At 59.5% G+C, this 22,480-nt stretch carries 26 protein-coding genes; 16 read left to right on the top strand and 10 right to left on the bottom strand.

All coding sequences use genetic code 11. The features are described 5' to 3' along the window. Positions 1–7: 7 nt before the first annotated feature. Both B7L09_RS22990 and B7L09_RS22985 read right to left on the bottom strand, forming a co-directional pair. Positions 8–1,360, bottom strand: a complete 1,353-nt coding sequence (locus B7L09_RS22990) for a sensor histidine kinase (protein ID WP_094470783.1) — start codon at positions 1,358–1,360, stop codon at positions 8–10. Then, a complete protein-coding gene (locus tag B7L09_RS22985; protein WP_094470782.1) occupies positions 1,357–2,067 on the bottom strand; it encodes a response regulator in 711 nt (236 codons plus the stop codon). The genes B7L09_RS22990 and B7L09_RS22985 overlap by 4 nt, the downstream gene beginning before the upstream one ends. A gap of 167 nt (positions 2,068–2,234) precedes the next feature. Between B7L09_RS22985 and B7L09_RS22980 the strand changes: the two genes are divergently transcribed. The 8 genes from B7L09_RS22980 (at position 2,235) to B7L09_RS32675 (ending at position 7,477) form a co-directional block, all read left to right on the top strand. Continuing rightward, positions 2,235–3,026 (top strand): MlaA family lipoprotein, encoded by a 792-nt coding sequence (locus B7L09_RS22980; protein WP_094470781.1) that lies wholly within the window; start codon positions 2,235–2,237, stop codon positions 3,024–3,026. After that, entirely contained in the window at positions 3,016–3,279 is a 264-nt protein-coding gene (locus B7L09_RS22975) for a hypothetical protein (protein ID WP_094470780.1), read from the top strand. Before B7L09_RS22980 ends, B7L09_RS22975 begins: the two co-directional genes overlap by 11 nt. Before the next feature lie 105 nt (positions 3,280–3,384). Continuing rightward, entirely contained in the window at positions 3,385–3,744 is a 360-nt protein-coding gene (locus tag B7L09_RS22970; protein ID WP_094470779.1) for a hypothetical protein, read from the top strand. 117 nt (positions 3,745–3,861) lie between these two features. Continuing rightward, positions 3,862–5,784, top strand: a complete 1,923-nt coding sequence (locus B7L09_RS22965) for an alkaline phosphatase D family protein (protein WP_094470778.1) — start codon at positions 3,862–3,864, stop codon at positions 5,782–5,784. A gap of 14 nt (positions 5,785–5,798) precedes the next feature. After that, complete coding sequence (locus tag B7L09_RS22960; protein WP_094470777.1) at positions 5,799–6,308, top strand: P-loop NTPase family protein; 510 nt, start codon at positions 5,799–5,801, stop codon at positions 6,306–6,308. A gap of 11 nt (positions 6,309–6,319) precedes the next feature. Then, positions 6,320–6,754: a bleomycin resistance protein gene (locus tag B7L09_RS22955; protein ID WP_094470776.1), complete on the top strand. Its 435-nt coding sequence runs from the start codon at positions 6,320–6,322 to the stop codon at positions 6,752–6,754. A 175-nt stretch (positions 6,755–6,929) separates the two neighbouring features. After that, positions 6,930–7,184, top strand: a complete 255-nt coding sequence (locus B7L09_RS22950) for a type II toxin-antitoxin system prevent-host-death family antitoxin (RefSeq protein ID WP_010458023.1) — start codon at positions 6,930–6,932, stop codon at positions 7,182–7,184. After that, positions 7,181–7,477: a Txe/YoeB family addiction module toxin gene (locus tag B7L09_RS32675; RefSeq protein ID WP_368073915.1), complete on the top strand. Its 297-nt coding sequence runs from the start codon at positions 7,181–7,183 to the stop codon at positions 7,475–7,477. Before B7L09_RS22950 ends, B7L09_RS32675 begins: the two co-directional genes overlap by 4 nt. Here the strand turns inward: B7L09_RS32675 and B7L09_RS22940 are convergent. After that, positions 7,443–8,618, bottom strand: a complete 1,176-nt coding sequence (locus B7L09_RS22940) for an aspartate aminotransferase family protein (RefSeq protein WP_094470775.1) — start codon at positions 8,616–8,618, stop codon at positions 7,443–7,445. The two genes, B7L09_RS32675 and B7L09_RS22940, sit on opposite strands and share 35 nt — an antisense overlap. A gap of 102 nt (positions 8,619–8,720) precedes the next feature. On the opposite strand from B7L09_RS22940, the gene B7L09_RS22935 reads away from it, so the two are divergent. The 3 genes from B7L09_RS22935 (at position 8,721) to B7L09_RS22925 (ending at position 11,116) form a co-directional block, all read left to right on the top strand. Then, positions 8,721–9,626 (top strand): LysR family transcriptional regulator, encoded by a 906-nt coding sequence (locus B7L09_RS22935; RefSeq protein WP_094470774.1) that lies wholly within the window; start codon positions 8,721–8,723, stop codon positions 9,624–9,626. A 75-nt stretch (positions 9,627–9,701) separates the two neighbouring features. Beyond that, positions 9,702–10,715: a sensor domain-containing diguanylate cyclase gene (locus B7L09_RS22930; RefSeq protein ID WP_094470773.1), complete on the top strand. Its 1,014-nt coding sequence runs from the start codon at positions 9,702–9,704 to the stop codon at positions 10,713–10,715. Then, positions 10,712–11,116, top strand: coding sequence for a GNAT family N-acetyltransferase (locus B7L09_RS22925; protein ID WP_094470772.1), 405 nt, complete (start codon positions 10,712–10,714; stop codon positions 11,114–11,116). The genes B7L09_RS22930 and B7L09_RS22925 overlap by 4 nt, the downstream gene beginning before the upstream one ends. Positions 11,117–11,128: 12 nt before the next feature. Here B7L09_RS22925 and msrA read toward each other — a convergent pair whose 3' ends face one another. From msrA to msrB, 3 genes are all read right to left on the bottom strand, one after another. Further along, positions 11,129–11,836, bottom strand: a complete 708-nt coding sequence (msrA, locus tag B7L09_RS22920; RefSeq protein ID WP_094470771.1) for a peptide-methionine (S)-S-oxide reductase MsrA — start codon at positions 11,834–11,836, stop codon at positions 11,129–11,131. 31 nt (positions 11,837–11,867) lie between these two features. Then, positions 11,868–13,631: a cytochrome c biogenesis protein DipZ gene (locus B7L09_RS22915; protein ID WP_094470797.1), complete on the bottom strand. Its 1,764-nt coding sequence runs from the start codon at positions 13,629–13,631 to the stop codon at positions 11,868–11,870. 43 nt (positions 13,632–13,674) lie between these two features. Further along, positions 13,675–14,193 carry a peptide-methionine (R)-S-oxide reductase MsrB gene (msrB, locus tag B7L09_RS22910; RefSeq protein ID WP_094470796.1) on the bottom strand — a complete coding sequence of 173 codons (519 nt, stop codon included), beginning with the start codon at positions 14,191–14,193 and terminating at the stop codon, positions 13,675–13,677. A 152-nt stretch (positions 14,194–14,345) separates the two neighbouring features. Between msrB and B7L09_RS22905 the strand changes: the two genes are divergently transcribed. From B7L09_RS22905 to B7L09_RS22890, 4 genes are all read left to right on the top strand, one after another. Further along, the gene (locus B7L09_RS22905) at positions 14,346–15,062 is read left to right on the top strand and encodes a response regulator transcription factor (RefSeq protein ID WP_094470770.1); all 717 of its coding nucleotides are present in this window, start codon (positions 14,346–14,348) and stop codon (positions 15,060–15,062) included. Further along, entirely contained in the window at positions 15,059–16,576 is a 1,518-nt protein-coding gene (locus tag B7L09_RS22900) for a sensor histidine kinase (protein WP_094470769.1), read from the top strand. The genes B7L09_RS22905 and B7L09_RS22900 overlap by 4 nt, the downstream gene beginning before the upstream one ends. A gap of 53 nt (positions 16,577–16,629) precedes the next feature. Next, on the top strand, positions 16,630–17,373 hold the full coding sequence (locus tag B7L09_RS22895) for a DUF72 domain-containing protein (protein WP_094470768.1): 744 nt from the start codon (positions 16,630–16,632) through the stop codon (positions 17,371–17,373). 117 nt (positions 17,374–17,490) lie between these two features. Further along, positions 17,491–18,195 (top strand): hypothetical protein, encoded by a 705-nt coding sequence (locus tag B7L09_RS22890; protein WP_094470767.1) that lies wholly within the window; start codon positions 17,491–17,493, stop codon positions 18,193–18,195. Positions 18,196–18,358: 163 nt separating this feature from the next. Here the strand turns inward: B7L09_RS22890 and B7L09_RS22885 are convergent, their stop codons facing one another. After that, positions 18,359–18,841 (bottom strand): RidA family protein, encoded by a 483-nt coding sequence (locus B7L09_RS22885; protein ID WP_374039707.1) that lies wholly within the window; start codon positions 18,839–18,841, stop codon positions 18,359–18,361. Positions 18,842–18,974: 133 nt separating this feature from the next. Here B7L09_RS22885 and B7L09_RS22880 point away from each other — a divergent pair, with 133 nt between their 5' ends. Next, a complete protein-coding gene (locus B7L09_RS22880) occupies positions 18,975–20,378 on the top strand; it encodes an aminotransferase-like domain-containing protein (RefSeq protein WP_094470765.1) in 1,404 nt (467 codons plus the stop codon). A gap of 207 nt (positions 20,379–20,585) precedes the next feature. On the opposite strand, the gene cyoE is transcribed toward B7L09_RS22880, so the two are convergent. Genes cyoE through B7L09_RS22865 form a run of 3 tightly spaced genes read right to left on the bottom strand, consistent with a single transcriptional unit; the run spans position 20,586 to position 22,447 of the window. Next, a complete protein-coding gene (gene cyoE, locus B7L09_RS22875; protein ID WP_094470764.1) occupies positions 20,586–21,473 on the bottom strand; it encodes a heme o synthase in 888 nt (295 codons plus the stop codon). A gap of 11 nt (positions 21,474–21,484) precedes the next feature. After that, complete coding sequence (gene cyoD / locus B7L09_RS22870) at positions 21,485–21,820, bottom strand: cytochrome o ubiquinol oxidase subunit IV (RefSeq protein WP_094470763.1); 336 nt, start codon at positions 21,818–21,820, stop codon at positions 21,485–21,487. After that, positions 21,821–22,447 carry a cytochrome o ubiquinol oxidase subunit III gene (locus tag B7L09_RS22865; protein ID WP_094470762.1) on the bottom strand — a complete coding sequence of 209 codons (627 nt, stop codon included), beginning with the start codon at positions 22,445–22,447 and terminating at the stop codon, positions 21,821–21,823. Between the last annotated feature and the right edge of the window lie 33 nt (positions 22,448–22,480).

Here is a 22,480-nt window from a genome sequence, read left to right as displayed (position 1 = left end):
CTGTTTTTCAAATGAACACCTGGGCCGGATGCACGGGCAACACCACCAATGCCTCCAGCCCGCCCTTCGACCGATTACGCAGTTTCAGTTCCCCGCCGTGCTCCAACACTATCGCCCGCGCCGCCGATAATCCCAATCCCACACCGCCGGTGCTTTTGTTGCGCGATCCTTCCATGCGAAAGAACGGCGCAAATACTTGCTCAAGGCTGGCTTCCGGAATACCCGGCCCACTATCCAGTACTTTGATCCGCACTTCCCCAGCATCAGCAATCAACTCAATCGCCGGCTCACTGCCGTACTTGATCGCGTTGTCCAGCAGATTGGTCACCACCCGCTTAAGCCCCAACGGTCGGCCAAAATACACCCACCGCGTCGGCCCGTCGTAGGCCATCTCAACCCCCTGATCCCGGTAATCATCCAGCAACGTTTGCAGCAACTCGGCCAGATCAAACTGGGTCGCCGGTTCAAGCCGCGCGTCATCCCGGAAGAATTCCAGCGCCGAGTTGATCATCGCCTGCATTTCATCCACATCACGAAACAGCCGCTGCTGTTGCTCGCTGTCTTCGATGAATTCCCCGCGCAAGCGCATCCGCGTCAGGGGCGCGCGCAGGTCGTGGGAGATCGCGGCGAGCATTTGCGTGCGGTCGCGGATGAAGTGTTGCAGCTGGGCTTGCATGGCGTTGAAGGCGAGGATCGCCTGGCGGATTTCCTGAGGGCCTAGCGGCTCGATGGGCGGGGCGCGGAAGTCCACGCCGAAGCGTCGGGCGCCTTCAGCGAAGTGTTGCAAGGGGGTGGCGAGACGGCGAGTGGCGATCAGTGTGACGAGGGTGGTGGAGATCAGCACCAGCAGGATGACGATCAGGTAGCGTGGCGTGTCATCAAGGCCCCAATTGCGCGAATGTGCGGCGAACATCAGCCAGGAGGCGTCCGGCAGCTCGATCAGCAGCGCGTAATGTGCGTCCGGCGAGTTGTCTGTCCAGTCAGACGGCTCATAGACCTGGATTCGACCGGCGAATTTAAGCAACGGCTGCAGGACGGTCGAGCCGACTTCGGAGTCCAGGTCCTCCACCGGCGGTAGATCGAGCTCACGTCGATCAAGGTGCCAGCTGACGGTGAAGCCTTCATCGCTGACGGCGTGCGCCAGTTGACTGCGCAATGGCGCCGGGGCTGCCTGAATGACGCGGGCGATGGCGGCCATCTTATCCAGCAGCCCGGTTTCGGTCAGCGGCGGACGCGCCCACACACCGGCCAGTTGGATAAACAGCCCATTGAGCACCAGCGAAATGAGCATCGCCAGAATGATGGTCAAGGCGATCCAGCGCGCCACCGTGTCCCGGCGAATCCGCTTCAGCCAGCTCATCGCCGGGTCACGCTGGGGGTGAACAGATAACCACCATTGCGCACCGTGCGAATCATCGCCGGGCGTTTGGTGTCGGATTCGAGTTTGCGTCGCAGGCGGCTGACTTGCACATCGATGCTGCGATCAAACGCGTCATGGCAGTGCCCGCGCGCCAGGTCCAGCAGTTGCTCGCGGGTGAGGATACGTTGGGGGTGTTCGACGAAGACCAGCAGCAAGTCGAACTCGCCGGCCGAGAGCGGGATCATCACGTTGTCCGGCGAGCGCAGTTCACGGCGGGTGACGTCAAGGTGCCAGTCGGCGAAGTCGATCAGCGGCCGTGGACGCTCCTGCACGACCGGGCGGCGCTCGTCCACGCGCCGCAACACGGCGCGCACCCGGGCCAGCAGTTCGCGGGCGTCGAAGGGTTTGGTCAGGTAATCATCGGCGCCCAGTTCAAGGCCGACGACCCGGTCGCTGAGCTCGCCCATGGCGGTCAGCATGATCACCGGCATGGCGTAGCGAATCCGCAGTTGCTGACACAGGATCAATCCGCTGTCCCCCGGCAACATCACGTCAAGAATGATCAGGTCCGGCGGCTGTCGCTCGATGGCCGCCCACAGCGACGCGCCGTCGGTGGCGACCTCGACGCTGTAGCCGTGCTGCACAAAGAATTTTTTCAGCAGATCGAGGACTTCAAGGTCGTCGTCGACAATTAAAAGGCTGTTCACCGAAGGTCACTTAAGGGGCCGAATGGAACCGCCATCTAAAACCATTCACGGCAGCGCGTCATATATTTCAATCCTGCAATAAAACATCAGCGCCGCAATAAACCAGACATCTTTGTGCAAGGCCTGGGGCTCAGCATCTCGGCGAATTCCTCCCGAGACTCGCGTCCATGTTGCCTTTCAAATGTGCTCCCTGGCTGGTCCGCAACACATCGATGGCCGTGCTGGCCGCCGGGCTGGCGGGTTGCAGCAGCCAACCGCCTGCGTCCACCACCGTGACCTGCGCCCAAATCAGCTATTCGGTGTACGACCCGGCGGAACCGTTCAACCGCGGTGTCTTTGCCTTCAATCGGGTGGTCGATGACTATGCCCTGGCACCGGTCGCCCGTGGCTATCGTTACTCGCCGGACTTTTTCCAGACCGGTGTGCATAACTTTGTCGCGAACTTTGGCGAGCCCAAGGTCTTTATCAACGACCTGCTGCAAGGCAACCCGATGCGCTCGGTCAACACGTTGGGACGCTTCGCGCTCAATACCACCGTGGGCGTGGTGGGCTTGATCGATGTGTCCGGCATGGCCGGCATCCCGCGTCACAAAGCAGATTTCGGCCAGACCTTCGGGGTGTGGGGGATTGGCAACGGTCCGATCGTCGAACTGCCCTTGTTCGGCACCTCGAACAGCCGCGATGCGGCCGGGCGAGTACTGAGTTTTGTGGTGGATCCGTTCGGCAGCAACAGCGACACCGTGGACACGCTGTCCACGATCAACACGGTCGGCGGCATCGTCGATGGTCGAGCAGAAGCGTTACCGCTGACCGACAGCCTGCAAAAGCTGCCGGATTACTACAGCGCCTTGCGCAACGTGGTCGCCGAGCATCGAGCCGCTTACGTGGCGGATGGCAAACAAGGCTCAGCGCAAGCAACCAAACCTCAATGCGAAGGAGCACCGGCCGATGGTTTCTGAAAGCAATCATTTGACGCTGCAACAGCGAGTGACCCGGCACGATGCGGCGAATGTGCACTGCCGGGAAATCACCCTGCGCCTGTCACCGGACTGCCGCCAGCTGGTGCTCAGCCGCTACACCGAACACTACGGCCCGGCGGTGGTGCGCTGGATCGAGCGCAGTCATACGGTGTCGCTGAGCGAGCTGTTTCGCTGGCTGGTGGCCAATGGGGAAACCAGTGTCCTGACAGCGAACAGCCTTTCGCGACCTTGATGTATCGCCCTAAAGCCTTTGACGGGTGCCAGTGATACCGAAACGATCACCGTTTGTTACAGATTCAGCAGCAAGCCAGTGGCCATCGTTACCAAGGAAGAATGAATGGTTCTCGTCGCAATATTGGTGTTCTTGGCTGCGTCAGCGGGGATCTGGTTCTGGATAGTGAGGAACCGTGGCAGCTTGTATCTGTGGTTCGCCAACCTGGCAGGTGCTCTGGCCAGTTTGATTGTCGCGACGATCGTGCTGATGTTCATGAGCCCCGATGAGACAAAAACACGACCCGCTTACTTTCTCTATACGATCATGGCGACCTTTGGCGTCTTCTTCGGAACATGGCTCTTCACAGTCGCCAGGTTCAAGCAGGATGAGTATCCGGTCGGGCGCCATTTGATAGCCGGAGCTTGCAGCCTGGTGACGGCGACCTTGATGTATCGCCCTAAAGCCTTTGACGGGTGCCAGTGATACCGAAACGATCACCGTTTGTTACAGATTCAGCAGCAAGCCAGTGGCCATCAGATAACCCTGGGCGCTGGCTGCGCTATCATCGCGCGCTCTGTGCACCAAGAGTCTTGAACCTGCATGCCCATGTCTTCGCCATTCCCCGACAACCATCGCCCTCTGCCACCGGTCCTCGCCGGCCCGCTGTTGCGGCGTCTGGAGCCCACGCGCCTGGTGCTCTGGCTGGTGGGAACCCGGGCCTTGTCGCTGACCTTGCGCCTGCAAGGTGTCGGCGACATTCGCCTCGATGCCGGGCAATGCACGGTCATCCCGGTGGGCAAGCGTGCTTTCGTTCACCTGATCGATGTGCCGTTGTCGACCGCCCTGCCCTGCGACACCCTGATCGACTATGACCTGCTGATTGATGACGCATTGGAAGGCATCGCCGACTGGGCACCTCATCTGCTGTACGGCGAAGCGCGTTGCCCGAATTTTGTTTTGCGTTCGCGCATCGATCAGTTAATGCACGGTTCCTGCCGTAAACCTCACCACCCGGCAGCCGACGGCTTGCTGTGCGTGGATCGTTTTCTGGCAACGGAGCATGCCGCGACAGAGCGCCCGGCCCTGCTGATGATGAGCGGTGATCAGGTGTACGCCGACGATGTCGCCGGTCCGATGTTGCGGGCGATCCATGCCTTGATCGAGCAACTGGGGCTGTTCGAAGAACACCTCGAAGGCGCGGTGGTCAGCGACAGCGCCAAACTCTACGAACACCCTGCCAGTTATTACCATCGTGCGGATTTGTTGCCGGCGCTTGAGAGCAACAAAACCTTGCGCGAGCGATTTTTCGGCGGGGCGCGCAAACCGATTTTCACCAGCAGCACCGCCGACAATCACCTGGTGACCTTTGCCGAAGTAATNGCGATGTACNTGCTGGTCTGGTCGCCGACACCCTGGACGCTGATCGCGCCACAACCACCGACGCTGACGCCCGAAAGACGCAAGCGTTATGCCCTTGAACAGACGCGTATCGATGACTTCAAGACAGGTCTTGGCGGTGTCGCCCGGGCGATGGCGCATCTGCCGTGCCTGATGATTTTCGACGACCATGACATTACCGATGACTGGAATCTGTCCGCGCAATGGGAGGAAACGGCCTACGGCCATCCGTTCTCCAAGCGCATCATCGGCAACGCGCTGCTCGCCTACATGCTGTGCCAGGGCTGGGGCAATAACCCGGATGCATTCGGCAATGTGCTGGAAAAAGCCCGATTATTGAGTGCCACGGGGCACGACGATTATCTCGACAGCGACGTCCAGGACGCTCTGATCGATGAGCTGCTCGGCTTTCAACACTGGCATTACGTGCTGCCGACCACTCCAGCGCTGGTCGTCATCGACACCCGCACCCGACGCTGGCGCAGCGAGATGAATCTCCAGCAACCCTCGGGTCTGCTGGACTGGGAAGCCCTCAGCGAACTGCAACAGGAACTGCTCGATCACCCGTCGGCAATCATCGTTTCGCCGGCACCGATCTTCGGCGTCAAGTTGATCGAAACCGTGCAACGCGTCTTCAGCTGGTGCGGCTATCCACTGCTGGTAGACGCCGAAAACTGGATGGCCCATCGCGGCGCTGCCCAAGTGATCCTGAACATTTTCAGACACTCGCGCACACCGGGTAATTACGTGGTGCTGTCGGGCGATGTGCATTATTCCTTCGTCTACGAAGTCCTGATCCGCCATCGCAACGCCGGCCCGAGGATCTGGCAGATCACCAGCAGCGGCATCAAGAACCAATTCCCACCACGCTTGCTGGAATGGTTCGACCGCCTCAACCGCTGGCTCTACTCGCCGCGCTCGCCGCTCAACTGGCTGACCAAGCGCCGCCGCATGCGCATCATCCCGCACACCCCTGAACATGCTGAAGCAGGTGAACGGTTGTGGAATTCGGCGGGGATCGGTCAGGTGTTCTTCAATGAGAAAGGACAGCCGCAGGAAATCTATCAGCACAACTCAAACGGTGCGCCGAAGACGCGGATGATTGCACCTGACAATGACGACTGAACGTGTGAGCCACCATGAACCTCACCCGCACCCTGATCATCGGCAACTCTGGCGCTGGCAAAAGCTGGCTGGCTAAACGACTGGCCGAACACCTCCATGCGCCGTGGACCGATCTTGACCGGGTTCACTGGGAGTCGGATGAATGCAGCATCGCCCGCGCTCGCCCCGAAGCATTGGGCATGGCGCGCGTGCTGGCCGATGATGAATGTTGGGTGATAGAAGGCGTTTACGGCTGGATCGTCAGCGAACTGATCCACCGCGCAACAGCACTTGTCTGGCTGTGTGTTGACGACGAACGCTGCGTCGCCAATATTCGCCAGCGAGAAAACAGACGGGACGATGACGAACGGCTGATAGCGTTGCTGGAATGGGCCGGCAGTTATCTTGATCGCGAAGATTCCAGTGGGTTTTCCGCACACCGGCAACTGTTTGAAGGGTTCAGCGGCTCAAAAATCAGACTCATGGATCGAAGTGAAATCACGGCTTTCTTGAACACTCTTCCCGACTCATCTCACGGCTTTTAAAAAGGATAGGTATGTTTGCACGGAGCAAATTGGTGCCCGAACTGATGGTCACCGACTTCAAGAAAAGCCTGCATTTCTGGACCTCGTTAATCGGTTTCGAGATCGCCTACGAGCGTCCGGAAGTAGGTTTCGCCTACCTGGATAAAAACGGCGTGCAGATCATGCTGGAACAATACGCTCCGGACGAAGGCCAGTGGATGAGCGGGGCATTGGAAGCGCCGTTTGGTCGGGGCATCAACTTTCAGATCACTGTTGATCTTGTCGAACCGATACTCACGCGATTGGCGGCTGTTGAATGGCCGTTGTTTCGTCCCTGCGCCGATGTCTGGTATCGCGCCGATCAGGTGGAAGTCGGGCAGCGGGAATTTCTGGTGCAGGACCCGGATGGGTATCTGGTTCGGTTGGTGGAGAGTCTGGGGGAGCGGGTGTGTTTGTCAGGTTGTTGAGGTCGCAACAACCATTACCCCGAGCAAGATCGTTCCTACGCTCTGCGTGGGAACGATCACACACGATCTCAGGATGTTCGTAGGCACATCGTCTGCGTAACGACCACTCGGAGGTATCGCCTTGTCAACCTGTACTCATTTCTGTACGTTCTTTGCATCGAGCGAGGACTACAACATGCAAACTATCAACTACACCACCGCACGGGCCCATCTGGCCGAAACCATGGATAGGGTCAATGAAGACCGTGCGCCGTTGCTGGTTACTCGCCAGAAAGGCGAACCCGTAGTGATGATGTCTCTGGCGGAGTACAACGCTCTCGAAGAGACCGCCTATCTGCTGCGCTCCCCCGCCAATGCTGAGCGCCTGATCAAATCGATCAGCAACTTGCGTGCAGGGAAGACCCAATCCAGGCAACTCATCGAAGAATGAATATTGAGTTCACTCCCGAAGGTTGGGACGACTATTTATGGTTCCAACAAAATGACAAGGCCGGACTCAAACGAATCAACCTGCTCATCACAGCTATCCAGGGTGAACCATTCGACGGGCTCGGAAAGCCTGAGCCGCTCAAACACAATTTGAGCGGCTTTTGGTCACGTCGAATTTGTCAGGTTGTTGAGGTCGCAACAACCATTACCCCGAGCAAGATCGTTCCTACGCTCTGCGTGGGAACGATCACACACGATCTCAGGATGTTCTCACCACCCGACAAACCCCTCTGACAATCATTTCCACTTCCTGCTCATCAATCGTCAGCGGTGGCAGCAGGCGGATAGTCTTGCCCCGTGTCACGTTGATCAGCAAGCCGTGGTCGCGTGCGGCGATCAGGGTCAGGTCGCGGATCGGTTGCTTGAGTTCGATGCCGACCATCAAGCCTTGACCACGAATCGCCAGGACGTTCGGGTCGTCGGCCAGTTCGGCCCGCAGTCTGGCCAGCAGGCGTTCCCCCTGAAGCCTGGCGTTTACCAGCAGACCTTGTTCTTCGATGATGTCCAACACCGTGCAGCCGACCCGACACGCCAGTGGATTACCGCCGAAGGTGCTGCCATGGCTGCCGGGGGTGAACAGCTCGGCGGCTTTGCCCCGGGCCAGGCAAGCGCCGATGGGGATACCGTTGCCGAGGCCCTTGGCCAGGGTCATGACGTCCGGGACGATGCCTTCGTGCTGGAAGGCGAACCACTGGCCGGTACGGCCGATGCCGGTCTGTATTTCATCCAGCATCATCAGCCAGCCGTGGCGCGAGCACAGTTCGCGCACGGTTTTCAGGTAACCGGGAGGCGCCAACTGCACGCCGCTTTCGCCCTGAATCGGTTCCATCAGAATGGCCACGATCCGCGGGCCATGGGCTTGCTGCACCTTTCCCAACGCGTTGAGGTCGCCGAAGGGCACTTTGACGAAGTCGCCGGGCAACTCGTTGAACCCCAGGCGCACGGCCGGGCCGTCGCTGGCGGATAAGGTACCCAGCGTCCGGCCATGAAAGGCGTTTTCCATCACCACCACCAGCGGTTGCTCGACACCTTTGTGCCAGCCGTANANCCGTGCCAGCTTCAGCGCCGTCTCGTTGGCTTCGGCGCCGGAATTGTTGAAGAACGCGCGGTCCAGGCCGGACAACTGCGTCAGTTTCTGCGCCAACCGCTGCTGCCAGTCGATGCTGTAGAGGTTTGAGGTGTGCAACAACAGCCCGGCCTGCTCGCTGATCGCCGACACGATTTTGGGNTGGGAATGCCCGACATTGGTCACCGCCACACCCGCCACCGCNTCCAGNTANTCACGGCCCGCCTGGTCCCAAAGTCGGGTGCCCAGGCCTTTGCTGAAACTCAGGGCCAGGGGTTGGTAAGTGGTCATCAGGCAAGCGGCGGTCATGACATCAAGCTCCATCAATTGTCGGTGTTTTTGCAGTATGGTTAGCCACCTGAGCTGGATAAACGCCGCAACACTTCAATCATCTTAAAGCTGAGCTTGATAATGGATTTATTCCAGGCGATGTCGGTGTACGTGAAAGTGGTGGAGACCGGCAGCATGACCGCCGCCGCGCAGGAATGCGGGATGTCGACCACCATGGTCGGCAATCACTTNCGTGCGCTGGAACAACGTCTGGGCGTGCGCTTGCTGAACCGGACGACACGGCGTCAGCGATTGACGGAGTTCGGCTCCGCTTATTACCAGCGCTGCTTGGAGGTGTTGGGGTTGGTGGAAGATTCCGAGCGGCTGGCCGAACAAAGTCAGGACACCCCGAGTGGGACCTTGCGCATCACCGCCCCGCTGACCTTCGGCACTGAAAAACTAGCGCCGGCGCTCAGCGAATTCACCCTGCGTTATCCGCAAGTCAAACTGGACGTGGTGCTCACCAACGGGCGGCCCGACCTTCTCGAAAACGGCCTCGACGTGGCGTTTCGCCTGGGCGCTATTGAACCGTCCAACCTGATCGCACGTCCGCTCATCGACTACACGCTGACCATGTGCGCTTCGAAGGCCTATCTGGCACGCCGGGGCACACCGGAAAAACCCGACGACCTGCAACACCACGACTGCTTGTCCTTTGCCTATCCGGTCGGCGATGACTGGCAATCCGTGGAAAAACAGTGGCGGCTGAGCGGGCCGGAAGGTGAAGTCATGGTGGCCGTCAGAGGCCCGATGTTGATCAACAGTTCGGCCGGGCTGCACCAGGCCGCTCGAACCGGGATGGGCATCGTGATGTTGCCCGATGCGTTGGTCGAGCAGGATTTGCTCAACGGACACCTTGTGGCGTTGATGCAGGACTATCGACTGCCGAGTCGGCCGATGCACTTGGTGTACGCCCAGGATCGCTACCGCTTGCCGAAATTGCGTCGCTTCGTCGACTTCGCCATGCAGATGTGGGCCAAGCACTAGCCGGGGCAATACACCATGCACTAATCTCCCCAACTGACGGGTCACTTTGATATCAGTGCGGCAGGGAGAGCGGTGATGGGTGAGGCATCAAATATCGAGCCGTTGAAATTCAATGTGTCGGATCTGAACGAAGACATGCTGCACACCATCCTGGAACTGGTCAGTGACGGCATTTGGGACTGGAACGCCAACACCGGGTTCGTCTACCGCAATCCCGGGTGGTACGTGATGCTCGGCTACGCACCTCACTCCCTGGACAACACCGTGTTGACTTGGGAAAACGTGATGCACCCCGATGATTACCCGCGGGTGATGGCGTTGTTTGATGCGTACCTGAATCAACACGCACCGGGCTATCAAGCCGAGTACCGCTGCCGCAAGCAAGATGGCAGTTACACCTGGATCGAAGATCGCGGCTACGTACTGGCACGCAATGCCGACGGATCGGTGGCACGAATGGTCGGCGCGCACCGCAGCATCGAAGACAAGAAACGCCTCTTCGAGGAGATGGAACGGCGTAATCAATCCCTTGAAGTCATCGTCGAAGAACGCACCCGGGAGTTGTCGCGGGTCAATCAGCAGCTGCAAATTCAACTGGAAGAAAATCGCAAACTGGCGGAAACCGATGCGCTGACATCGATCGCCAATCGCTATCGCCTGGAAAAAAACCTGCCCCAGGAATGCGAACGTGCCCAGCGCTTTCGGCAGCCGCTGTCATTGATCGCCATGGACATCGATGACTTCAAGAACATCAACGACCACTACGGCCATGCCCTGGGAGATGCGGCGTTGGTGCAGGTCGTGAAGAGCGTGAAACGCTGCGTGCGCGAAGGCGATCTACTGGCGCGCTGGGGTGGCGACGAGTTCATCCTCATCCTGCCCAATACCGCGCTGGCCGACGCCCGATCCTTCGCCGAAAAAATCCGCCATGGCCTGTCGAGCCTGCCCCCTGTGGGCGAGTTTCAGGTGACCATGAGTTTTGGCGTGGTCCAGCGCTTTGAAGAAGAGCAACAGACCGGTCTTCTGGCCAGGGCCGATCAGGCGCTGTATCGGTCGAAAGTTGCGGGCAAGAATGTGATTTCCGGTTGAGCGCCCTCCTGCATGTCCGTGATGTACTGCCCTCGGAGGTGGAGTCCGTGCGGCTGTTTCTTGAGCTGAACGGATGGGCTCACCGCTTGGGATCAACTGAACATTTTGCGCAGTTGATCGCCAACTCCCAACGTACTGCGCTTGCCGTGAAAGATGCGCACATTGTCGGGTTTGCCCGTGGCATCACCGACGGCCTGTCCAACGGTTATCTGTCGATGGTTGTCGTGTCCGGGCAGCATCGACGTGAAGGCGTGGGTCGGGCGCTGGTCGAGCATGTCATGGGCGAGAACACCGACATCACCTGGGTTCTGCGCGCAGGTCGTGAAGGCGCTTCGGCATTCTTTTCTCGCCTGGGCTTTGAACCGTCCAGCATCGCGATGGAGCGCCCGCGCAGTCGATAGCCAAAACGCCCTTCACATCCCCGCCTTCACCAGCACCGGTTTCTCCTGATACCGATCCGGGTACAGCTGCTTCAGCTGCGCGACTTTCGGCAGGTCGTTGATCACGATGTATGGATACGTCGGGTGCTCGGTCAGAAAGTCCTGATGTTCCTCTTCCGCCGGGTAGAAACCGTTGTAGGTTTCCAGCTTGGTCACAATGGGTTTGTTGAATGAACGGGCGGCGTCGAGCTGGGCAATGTAGGCCTGGGCGACGCGCTGCTGTTCGGTGTTCTCAGGGAAAATCGCCGACCGATACTGCGTGCCGCTGTCGGGGCCCTGGCGGTTCAACTCGGTGGGGTTGTGCGCCACTGAGAAATAGATCTGCAGCAGGGTGCCATAGCTGACCTGTGACGGATCGAAAGTGACCTCGACCGATTCCGCATGACCGGTATCGCCATCACTGACCCGTTCATACCGAGCGGTGTTGGCTTCACCGCCAGCGTAACCGGAGACGGCTTTTTTCACGCCTTTGACGTGCTGGAACACCCCTTGGACGCCCCAGAAACAACCGCCGGCGAAGACCGCGGTTTCGCTGTGGGCCTGGGTGGTTTCATCCAGGGCAGGCGGCGGGATAATGACCGCTTCTTCAGCAGCGCCGAAAGAAAACGCCGAGCATTGGCCGATGACGCCTGCAGCCGCCAAACCCAACAAGGTGCGGCGCCAGGTAACCGGGATTTTCATGAGTCTGACTCCTGAACAAATGATAGGGCGATCAACCGAACGTAAAGGCATATGCCGACACACCCGGATCTAGAAACTCGATGCTGAAGGTGCGATCCGTCACGCCGCCGTTCTGGCGCACCAATTGATACAACCGTTGCTCGGTAACGCTGCCGCTGCCATCGGGCGCCACATCCGTGCCGTGGGCATCGCCCGGGGCCTGGCCNTCGATCAGCACCTTGAAGCGCACCGGTTTACCGTCTGCGCCGGGGCCCAGTACCAGATGCAAATCGCGAGCGTGGAAGCGGTAGACGATGCGGCTGGCCGGCGCACTTGAGGTCGCGCGTTCCGAGCCGACGTTCCATTGACCGTCCAGGCCCCAATCGTTGAGTGCCAATTGCGCCGGCGTGCTGTACGCCGAGACCTTGTCCGGCACCAGGCCTGTTTCAGGCACGAAGTGCTCTGCACGCTGGTAGCCGACATAGGTTTCCGGCGACTGGACTTCATTCATGTCCGGGGCCAGTTGAACCCCGGTGGCGTCGGCATTGATCAACCCGTCGGCGACCTTTGTGGCGCCCGCTTCACGCAGCAACTGCTGGATGACGCGCTCCGATTCGGCGTACTCGCCTTCACCGAAGTGGTGATAACGAATGCGCCCCTGTGCGTCAGCAAAATAGTGAGCCGGCCAGTATTCGTTGTTGAAGGCACGCCAGATCTTGTAGTCGTTGTCGATCGCCACCGGATAGTTGATGCCCAGGTTTTTCATGGCTTTGGTGACATTGCCCACATCCCGCTCGAACGCGAATTCGGGCGCATGAACACCGATCACCACCAGCCCCTGATCGCGGTACTTTTCGGCCCAGGCTTTCACATACGGCAAGGTGCGCAGGCAATTGATGCAGGAGTAAGTCCAGAAATCCACCAGCACGACCTTGCCCTTCAATGCCTGTGCGGTCAGTGGAGGTGAATTGAGCCATTGCACGGCGCCATCCAGCGGCGGCAGGTTGCCTTCAATCGGCAATGCACCCGGCGCTTTCGCCGACATTTTCATCGCCCCGCCAGCGGCCATCATCGCCCCGCTGTTGTGTGGTGACTTCCCGGCCAATCGCCCCACCAACGCCTGCTCGAGGCCGCCGGTGGAAGCCGTCGAAACCCGCGCCAGGATGCCGGTGTCCAGCCCGAGGGCAATCGCCGCCACGCCGGCCAACATCGCTGCGCCCAAACCTCGACGGACCCATTCACCCGCGCCGATCGAGCGCTTCATCGCCGCAAAGACTTTACCGCCCAGCAACAACGCCACGGCGAGGGAAGTGGCGGCACCCGCGGCGTAAGCCAGCAACAGCAACGTGGTGGCGATGCTTGCCCCTTGCAGCGCCGCGCCGGTCAGCAACAGGCCCAGAATCGGCCCGGCACACGGAGCCCAGAGCAGGCCCGTGGCGACGCCGATCAGGAACGAAGCGCCGGGACGCGGACGAGCATCGGCGCCTGCGGCTTCCGACAGTCGGCTGCCGGCCGCCACCAGTGGACGTGTCAGGCGCTCCGCCAACNGCGGCAGCAGCAGCGTGAGTCCGAACAGGGCAACGCACAGCAACGCGAGCCAGCGCCCGTACTGATTGACTTGCACCACCCAACCGCCGCCCACCGCCGCCAGTGAGGCCACCAGGGCGAACGTCACCGCCATCCCCGCCAACAGCGGCAAGCCACTGCGCATAAACGGCTGCCCGGTGCGAGCGAAGACAAAAGGCAATACCGGCAGAATGCACGGGCTGACAATCGTCAGCACACCACCGAGATAAGCGAGAACCAGAAGCCACATAGCATCGACCTGCATTGAATGAGTGAAAGGAAGTGCCCATGGGTCACGCCGCCTGGGGCTCGAAGGTCATCGCCAGACCGTTCATGCAGTAACGCAAGCCGGTGGGTTTGGGTCCATCATCGAAGACATGGCCCAGATGACCACCGCAACGCCGGCAGTGGACTGCTTCGCGCAGCACGCCGAAGGAACGGTCCTGACGAGTCGCCACCGCCTTGTCCAGCGGCGCCCAGAAACTGGGCCAACCGGTGCGGCTATCAAACTTGGTGTCGGAAGAGAACAGCGGCAAGTCACAACCGGCACAGGCAAAAACACCCTCGCGATGCTCGTTGTTCAACGGGCTGCTGTAGGCCCGCTCGGTGCCCTCTTCCCGCAGGATTTCGTATTGCTCGGCGCTGAGCAGGGCGCGCCATTCGCTGTCGCTGTGGGTCACCTCGAACACCTCCGACGCACTGGCGTCACTGACCAGCGCAGTACGGGCGGCAAATTTTGGCAACACACCGACCACCAGGGCTGCAGCGCCCAGCCCGCCGCTCGCTACAAGAAACTGTCGCCGTGAAAACATGGCCATCTCCAAAATTCCAGGTGCCTGATAAGGAACACAGCCTAGGCTTGGGTTGATCGCCAAATCCTCACGGACAGTTAAACAATTCGTGATAACTCGCCCCGGGGAAAACCCGCACAATGTGCCCATTGCGCTACAAAGGATTGAGCTTTATGGAACAGACCAAACGTGTCCTGGTGGTCGAGGACGACCTGCACATCGCCGACCTTATCTGCCTGCATCTACGCGATGAGCAGTTCGAGGTGGTGCACTGCGCCGACGGTGATGAAGGCATGCGACTGCTGCAGCAAGGAAGCTGGGATGCGCTGATCCTTGACCTGATGCTGCCCGGCGTGGACGGCCTGGAAATCTGCCGCCGCGCCCGCGCCATGACGCGCTACACACCGATCATCATCACCAGCGCGCGCTCCAGTGAGNTGCACCGGATCCTGGGGCTGGAACTCGGGGCCGACGATTACCTGGCCAAGCCTTTTTCAATGCTTGAGCTGGTCGCCCGGGTCAAAGCCCTGCTGCGACGTGTCGACGCCATGGCCCGCAACCTGAAAATGGACGCCGGCAGCCTGATCACCAACGGCCTCTCCATCGACCCCATCACCCGCGACGTTTCCCTCGACGGTCGTCGCCTGGACCTCACCCCGCGAGAGTTCGACCTGCTGTATTTCTTCGCCCGCCAGCCAGGCAAGGTCTTCTCCCGCATGGACCTGCTCAACGCCGTCTGGGGCTACAGCCACGAAGGCTACGAGCACACGGTCAACACGCACATCAATCGTCTGCGGGCCAAGATCGAAGCCGATCCGGCACAACCCGCTCGCATCCTGACGGTGTGGGGCCGTGGCTATAAATTCGCGGCCAAGGAGGAGCAGCCATGAGGCTGACCCTGACACAACGCCTGTCCCTGGTGTTCGCCGTCCTGTTGCTGGTGTGCTGTGGCACCTCGGCCTGGATGCAAGTGCGCTCCAACAAAATGCACGAACTGGAGGTGGTTCAAGGGCTGTCGCGCGATCTTGCCCAACACATTGCCCGCGACACCGTGCTGATGGACACCAATGGCCTGATGCCCAATGCCGTGCGCGAATTGTTCAGCAAACTCATGCTGGTCAATCCAAGTGTCGAGGTCTATCTGCTCAACACCGAGGGGGTAATTGTCGGCAGCGCCGCCCCCGAAGGCCGAATGCACCGGGAGCGGGTCGATCTGGCACCAATCCAGCGCTTGCTCAAGGGCGATGCGCTGCCGATTCTCGGTGATGACCCGCGCAGCGTCGACGGACGCAAGGTGTTCAGCGCCGCGCCGTTACAGGTCAACGGCAAGCCGGAAGGTTACCTCTATGTGGTGTTGCTCAGTGAAGAACACGACCGCTTCGCCGCACGCGGTGCCACCAGCGCTGCGCTCAATACGGCGCTGCTGTCCATCGGTCTGGTGGCGTTGTTGTGCCTGATCGCCGGCCTTGCCGCATTTGCCCTGATTACCCGACCGTTGCGTCGATTGACCGATCGAGTCAGCCAGTTCGACATCGACGGCGTCCCCTCCCCTCCGCCCGCATCGGACCCGGTAGAAAAAGCGTCGAGCCACGATGAAATAGCCGTACTCGACGCCGCTTTCCGCCAGATGCAAAACCGCCTCGGCGAACAATGGCGCTCGCTGACTCGCCAGGATCAGGAACGCCGCGAATTGGTGGCGAACATCTCCCACGATCTGCGCACACCGCTGGCCTCGCTGCACGGTTATCTGGAAACCCTGTCGCTCAAAGACGCCACGCTGTCCCCCGCCGACCGTCGTCGCTACCTGGGCATCGCCCTGGATCAAAGCCGCAAGGTCGGCGGCCTGGCCCAGTCGCTGCTGGAACTGGTGCGCCTGGAACATGGTTTCGTGCAGCCGGTAATCGAAGGCTTTTCCTTGCCGGATCTGGTGCAGGACATCTTCCAGAAATTCGAACTCACCGCCGAAGCGCGCCAGATCGAGCTCAAAGCCACCTTCGCGCCCAACGTCTCGGCCGCCTGCGCCGATCTGGGTCTGATCGAACGTGTGCTGACCAACCTGTTCGACAATGCCCTGCGCGATACCCCGCAGGGTGGAGAAATCGAACTGAGCCTGCGCCCTCAAGGGCCGTTTATCGAAGTCACCGTCAGCGACACCGGCCCCGGCATCGCTCCCGAATTGCGCGAAGGTTTGTTTCTGCGTCCGTTCAACATTGGCGGCGCCCGGCGCGATGGCGGACTGGGGCTGCGCATCGTGCACCGAATCCTGCAGCTGCACGGTCGCGGGATTCAGTTGATCGACGTTCCGGGACGGGGGGCGACGTTCCGTTTCTCCTTGCCGGTGGACGAGCAAACGGCGGAGCAATGGGCCGTTCGCTCGATGAACCTGAATTCGATGGGGAAATAGCCCGGTTTCAGCGGTCACAGCTTTGAACCTGATGCCGAGGCGAGAAAACGCTGATGATTGCCACGACGCCCCTGTATATCGGCTGCGCCGGATGGAGCCTGCCCCGCGAACAGTGGGAGGCATTTCCCGTCGCAGGCACACACTTGCAACGGTACGCGGCACAGTTGACGTGCGTGGAAATCAACAGCTCGTTTTATCGGCCTCACCGCCCGGCGACGTATGCGCGATGGACCGAGAGTGTGCCGGCGGGTTTTCGGTTTTCAGTCAAAGTCCCTAAGCAAATCACCCACGAAGCTCGCTTGCTGGATTGCGAAAAGTTGATCGATGACTTTATCGAGCAATGCTCCCATCTGGGTCAGAAGCTTGGGTGCCTGCTGATCCAGATCCCGCCCTCCTTGTCCTTCGACGTCAAAACTGCCGAAACCTTCTTCGCCACATTTCGCTCGCGCTACCAAGGCTTTGCGGTGTTTGAACCCAGGCACGTCAGCTGGCAAACACCCGAAGCGCAAGCGCTACTGATCGAGCACCGAATAGGCCAAGTGGCGGCCGATCCTGCACCGCTACCCAATGGCGACGTACCCGGTGCCTGGCCGGGCATCCGCTACTACCGATTGCACGGGTCACCGCGAATCTACTACTCAAGCTACGAGATACGATGGCTTGAAGACCTGGCTCAAAAGCTACAACCCCAAGCCGATGGCGTTCCCACCTGGTGCATCTTCGATAACACCGCCAGCGGCGCGGCGACGACGAATGCACTGGAGCTTCAGCGGATGAAGCCCCCACGCCAAAAATGATGACCAACCGCCTGTTTCATCCGTGACAACTCGGGTCAGGTCCAATAGATTAGGCGGCCTGAAAAGGCCCTGTGCTTTCTCGCCTAAACCCAAGTTAAAAGAAGTAGTGAAATTTCAATGTCCGATTCCAATACCGCTGAATCCGTAGTCACCTTGTCGTCCAAAGCGGAATACGAAAACTCCATCAATCTTTCACAACATGTGCCTCAGGCCAAGACCATCAGCGAAATGGTGCTGGACGCTTTTCAATCCACCCGGGAAAGCGACCAGATCCGCGAGCTGCGCGCCGCGATTCGCCAGGCGCACGACAGCTTCGACGACGATAAAGCCTATGAACTGATGGGCGAACTCAAACAACTGAAAGACGCCGAAGCGTCTGACATTGCTGCGCTGGAAGACCTGAGCAGCAAGTTCCCGATCAGCCGTATTCTTTCCAGCTTCAAAGACGACCCGGCTTTTCAGGAAATCGTCTATGGCTTGGCCTTGAAGGTGCTGAACCAGTCCCACCAGGCCATCAGCAACCCGAGCGCCGGCAAGAGCAAAGCTGCACGGCCCAAGAAAGAACTCGAAGTGTTCACCATCAGCAAGGATGGCGTGAGCGTTACGCTGCCGCTGCGCACGCCACGTGCGAGCCTGAACGTTGATCGCAAGGCGCTGGAGTTCCTCGGTTTCACTTTTGTCGGCGAAGGTGATGACGCGGCGATTGAAAACGAAACGTTCCTGGACAACACCGGGGCCGAACAAGCGGTCAACCGCAAGAACATCATCACTGCTCTTCAACAGCAAACCGCGTTCGACGGCTACAGCATCGCTGCGCAGTAACCTGATCGACCTGAAAGCCCCGCTCCCGGGGCGTAATGCCGTTTACTTGAGCGCGAGCCTGCATTTGTGGCGAGAGAGCTTGCTCCCTCGCCACAGATATGGTGTTGCGTTTGAGTGAACAGCATCAAGCCCCGGAAGCGGGGCTTTTTAATGCCCGAAAGACTTACCGCGCTGACGGATACAAGGCCGCGATCATATCCACTTCTATCGGCGCGTTTTTTGGCAACTGGTAAACACCGACGGTTGTTCGGGTGTGTTTACCGGCCTCACCCAATACATGCGTGAAAACGTCAGACGCACCGTTGGCAACTTCACTGAGGTCCACAAAATCGAACGTGGATTTCACATAGACCGTGATGCGCAGCAGTGCCTTGACGTTATCCAGTGAGCCGATGGCCTCACGAATCAGTGCAAGCCCGCGGATCGCGCTGATACCCGCAGCCTCTTGGGCATCGGCCAGGTTGAGTTCCAGTCCCACTCGGCCGGGGTATTGGATTTTGCCGTTCATGCGCGGCACCAGCCCGCTGACATACAGTTCGTCATCGTGCCGGATCAGCGGCGCGTAATGCCCGCCGGCAGAGTTCTCGTCGTAGATATCAAAGCCGAGTTCTTTTGCCATCGCGAGGAAGCGTTCGTCGCGACTCATTTGATTACTCATTAACCGAACCCTCTTAATCAATCATGCATACGCGCAGATGATGGTAGAGAGAGATGCGTGTCTTGATCAGGGCAACTTCGTATAAGATCCAACAAACTTTACTGCCAGGGAGACCAGTAAAATGCAGCGCGCCGTCATCGCCGCCATCGAGTTCCAGCCCGGAGTGCCGCTGGTGCAGCAGATCGTCGATCAGCTGACCGTCGCCATCAACCAGGGTGGCCTGCCTAACGGGGCCAAGTTGCCGCCGATTCGCGAACTCTCCGAGTTGATGAACGTGGGCAAATCCACGGTGGTCGACGCCCTCGACCGCTTGCGGGCCAAGGGACTGGTGGTCTCTCGCCAAGGCTCGGGGCATTACATTCACCGCCCAAGCAATCAATCCCAGCATGCAACTGGCCCGGACCTGCAACCCCAAGACACGCTCAGCCGGGTCCGCCGCGCCTTGCTCCTGGACAACGGTGCGCTGCGCCCCGGCTGCGGATTTCTGCCCGCCTCGTGGCTGCCCGCCGACGAATTGCTCAAAGCCGTGCGCAGCACCCTTCGTGCGACCGCGCTGCGCATGGGCGAATACGGTGAAGTCGGCGGTTACCTCCCGTTGCGTGAGGCGTTGCGCGTGAAGCTGTCGACCGTCGGCATCGAGGTGCCGTTGGAGCAGATCATCACCACCGCCAACACCGTGCAGGCCATCGACCTGCTGATGCGCCTGTTGATAAAGCCCGGCGACACCGTGCTGCTCGACGATCCATGCTACTTCAACATGCACACCAATCTGGCGCTGCACGGCGCCAAGGTCATCACCATTGCCCGCGATTGCGACGGGCTGGACCTGGAAGCATTCGAGCAATTGCTGATAGCCCATCGTCCCGTGCTGTATATGACCAACAGCACGCTGCACAACCCGACCGGGCACTCGTTCTCCGCAGCCCAGGTTTATCGCTTGCTGGAGCTGAGTCACCGTTACGGCGTCCACATCCTCGAAGATGACTTGTATGGCGACATCCAGCAAAGACGCACCCCGCGCCTGGCCGCGAGCGGTCTGGACAATGTCAGTTACGTGTCCGGTTTCTCCAAGACCCTGACCGCCAACAGCCGGGTCAGCTATACCGCGCTATCGCCGCAACTGGCCGCACGAATGATCACCTTGAAGTTAGCCTGCGGTGGCGTGACCTCGGAACTGGCGGAGCAGATCACCTGCACCATGCTCAGTAACGGCAGCTACGCCAAACACACCCGGCGCACGGTTGATCGCCTGTATGAATCGAGCAGTCGCGTGGCGAGATGGCTGATAGAGGCTGGATGCTCGGTGTCATCGATACCGGGCGAAGGGCTGTTTATCTGGACTCGCTTGCCCGAAGGACTGCACGCCGAAACGCTGGCCAGTAAAGGCCTTGAACACGACCTGGTGCTGGCACCTGGCACTTTGCTGAGTAAAGCCGCCGATGCCAGGAGTTTCCTGCGTTTCAATGTGGCGCATAGCGATAGCTTGCAGGTGCGTGAGCAGTTTTTCCGGCTGCTCGATCGCTGAGTTTTTCTGATGCCATTTTGCTGTTCCAACAAAAAGCCCCGCTCTGCTCTCGAAGACGGGGCTTTCAACCGGAACTGCATCGGGTTCCTGGGCCTCGCATTAGTTGCGCGCCTACGAGACTTGGTGTGCCGAACGACTGAAATCGCACCCAACAAAAAGCCCCGCACTTCTCTCGAAGACGGGGCTTTTCTTTACAGCAGCCGGCGCTTAAGGCGCGTAAGTCAGCAACAACTCACTCGGCACTTTGAAGTCCAGCGACATCATCACGCTCAGCGCGGTGATGGTGAAGATCGAGAACACGAACAGCTTGCGCGCCCAGACAGTGTCATCCACTGCCTTGTAGCCGGTCCAGGCCATGTACAACCAGTACATGCCCATGGCGGCGGCGACGGCGAGGTAGCTCATGCCGGCGTAGCCACTGAAGGTCAACATCAAGGTCGCCACAAGGAAGGCCAGGATGTAGAGCAGGATGTGTTTCTTGGCAACCTGGATGCCACGCTTGACCGGCAGGACCGGAATCGAAGCAGCCAGGTAGTCATTGAAGCGGAAGATCGCGATGGCATAGGAATGCGGCATCTGCCACAGGCTGAACATCACCAGCAGCACCAGCGCGGCCATGTCGAAGCTATTGGTTACAGCCACATAACCAATCACCGGCGGCATCGCCCCCGACAGACTGCCCACCAGCGTGCCGTGAACCGACTTGCGCTTGAGGTACAGGCTGTAGAAGCCGACGTAGATGACGAAACCGATCACCGCGAACAGCGCGGCCAACGGGTTCGCCACCTTGTACAACAATGCAACGCCGGCAACACCTAAGACGGTCGCGTAAATCAGCGCCAGTTTCAGGGAGATCAGGCCCTGGACCAGCACACGATTCTTGGTGCGTTCCATCTTGATATCAATGTCGCGGTCGATGCAGTTGTTGAACACGCAACCGGAAGCTACCACCAGGGACGTACCGATCATTGCCGCCAGGAAGATGGCCAGATCGACATGTCCCTTGGAGGCCAGGAAGAAACCGCCTGCCACAGAAAGCACGTTACCGAAAATGATCCCCGGTTTGGTGATTTGGATAAAGTGCTTAAGCGACATCGGGTCTTACCTCACTTCGCCATCATGAACGTATGGATGCTGAACATGATCCACAGCGACAGGCCCACCAGCAGGACAATCACGATCGCGGCGAAAACAAACGCAATCACGTTGTTACGCTGCGCTTTGGAGCGATCCAGGTGCAGGAAGTACACCAGGTGAACCAGAACCTGAATCACCGCGAACGCCAGAACGATCATCAAGGTGATCGACTTCGGCAAGGTTGGGTACATCACCAGGCCAAACGGGATCAGGGTCAGGATTACCGACAGGATGAAGCCGATCGCGTAGGACTTGACGCTGCCGTGGCCGGCGTCGTGGCTGTCATGGGAGTGTGTGTTAGCCATTTACATAGTCCCCATCAGGTAAACAACGGTGAATACGCAGATCCAGACCACGTCCAGGAAGTGCCAGAACAGGCTCAGGCAGCTCAGGCGGGTCTTGTTGGTGTTGGTCAGGCCGTGTTTATTGACCTGATACATCATCACCGCCATCCACAGCAGGCCGGCAGATACGTGCAGACCGTGGGTGCCTACCAGCGTGAAGAACGCAGACAGGAAGCCGGAACGGTNCGGGCCGTAGCCTTCGGAGATCAGCAGGTGGAACTCGTTGACCTCCATGCCGATGAAGCCCAGGCCGAACAGGAAGGTCAGTGCCAACCAGCNCAGGACGCCTTTCTTGCTGCCCTTGTAGAAGGCCAGCATGGCGAAGCCGTAGGTGATCGAACTGAACAACAGCAAGGCGGTTTCGCCGAGCACGTAAGGCAGTTCGAAGATGTCGTGGCCCGACGGGCCACCCGCTACGTTGTTTACCAGTACCGCGTACACCGCGAAGATCGACGCAAACAAGATGCAGTCGGTCATCAGGTAGAGCCAGAAACCGAAAACGGTCATCGGCCCCGAGTCGTGGTGATGGTCATCGTGCCCATGGTCATCGACATGGGCGTGTCCAGCATTGGTCACTAAGTTCGACATGGTTTAAGCCTGTTCCAACGAGGTTTCTACACG

The organism is Pseudomonas mandelii (genome assembly GCF_002251635.1).
Taxonomy (GTDB): domain Bacteria; phylum Pseudomonadota; class Gammaproteobacteria; order Pseudomonadales; family Pseudomonadaceae; genus Aquipseudomonas; species Aquipseudomonas mandelii_B.
This window is presented reverse-complemented; position numbering and strand designations above follow the sequence as displayed.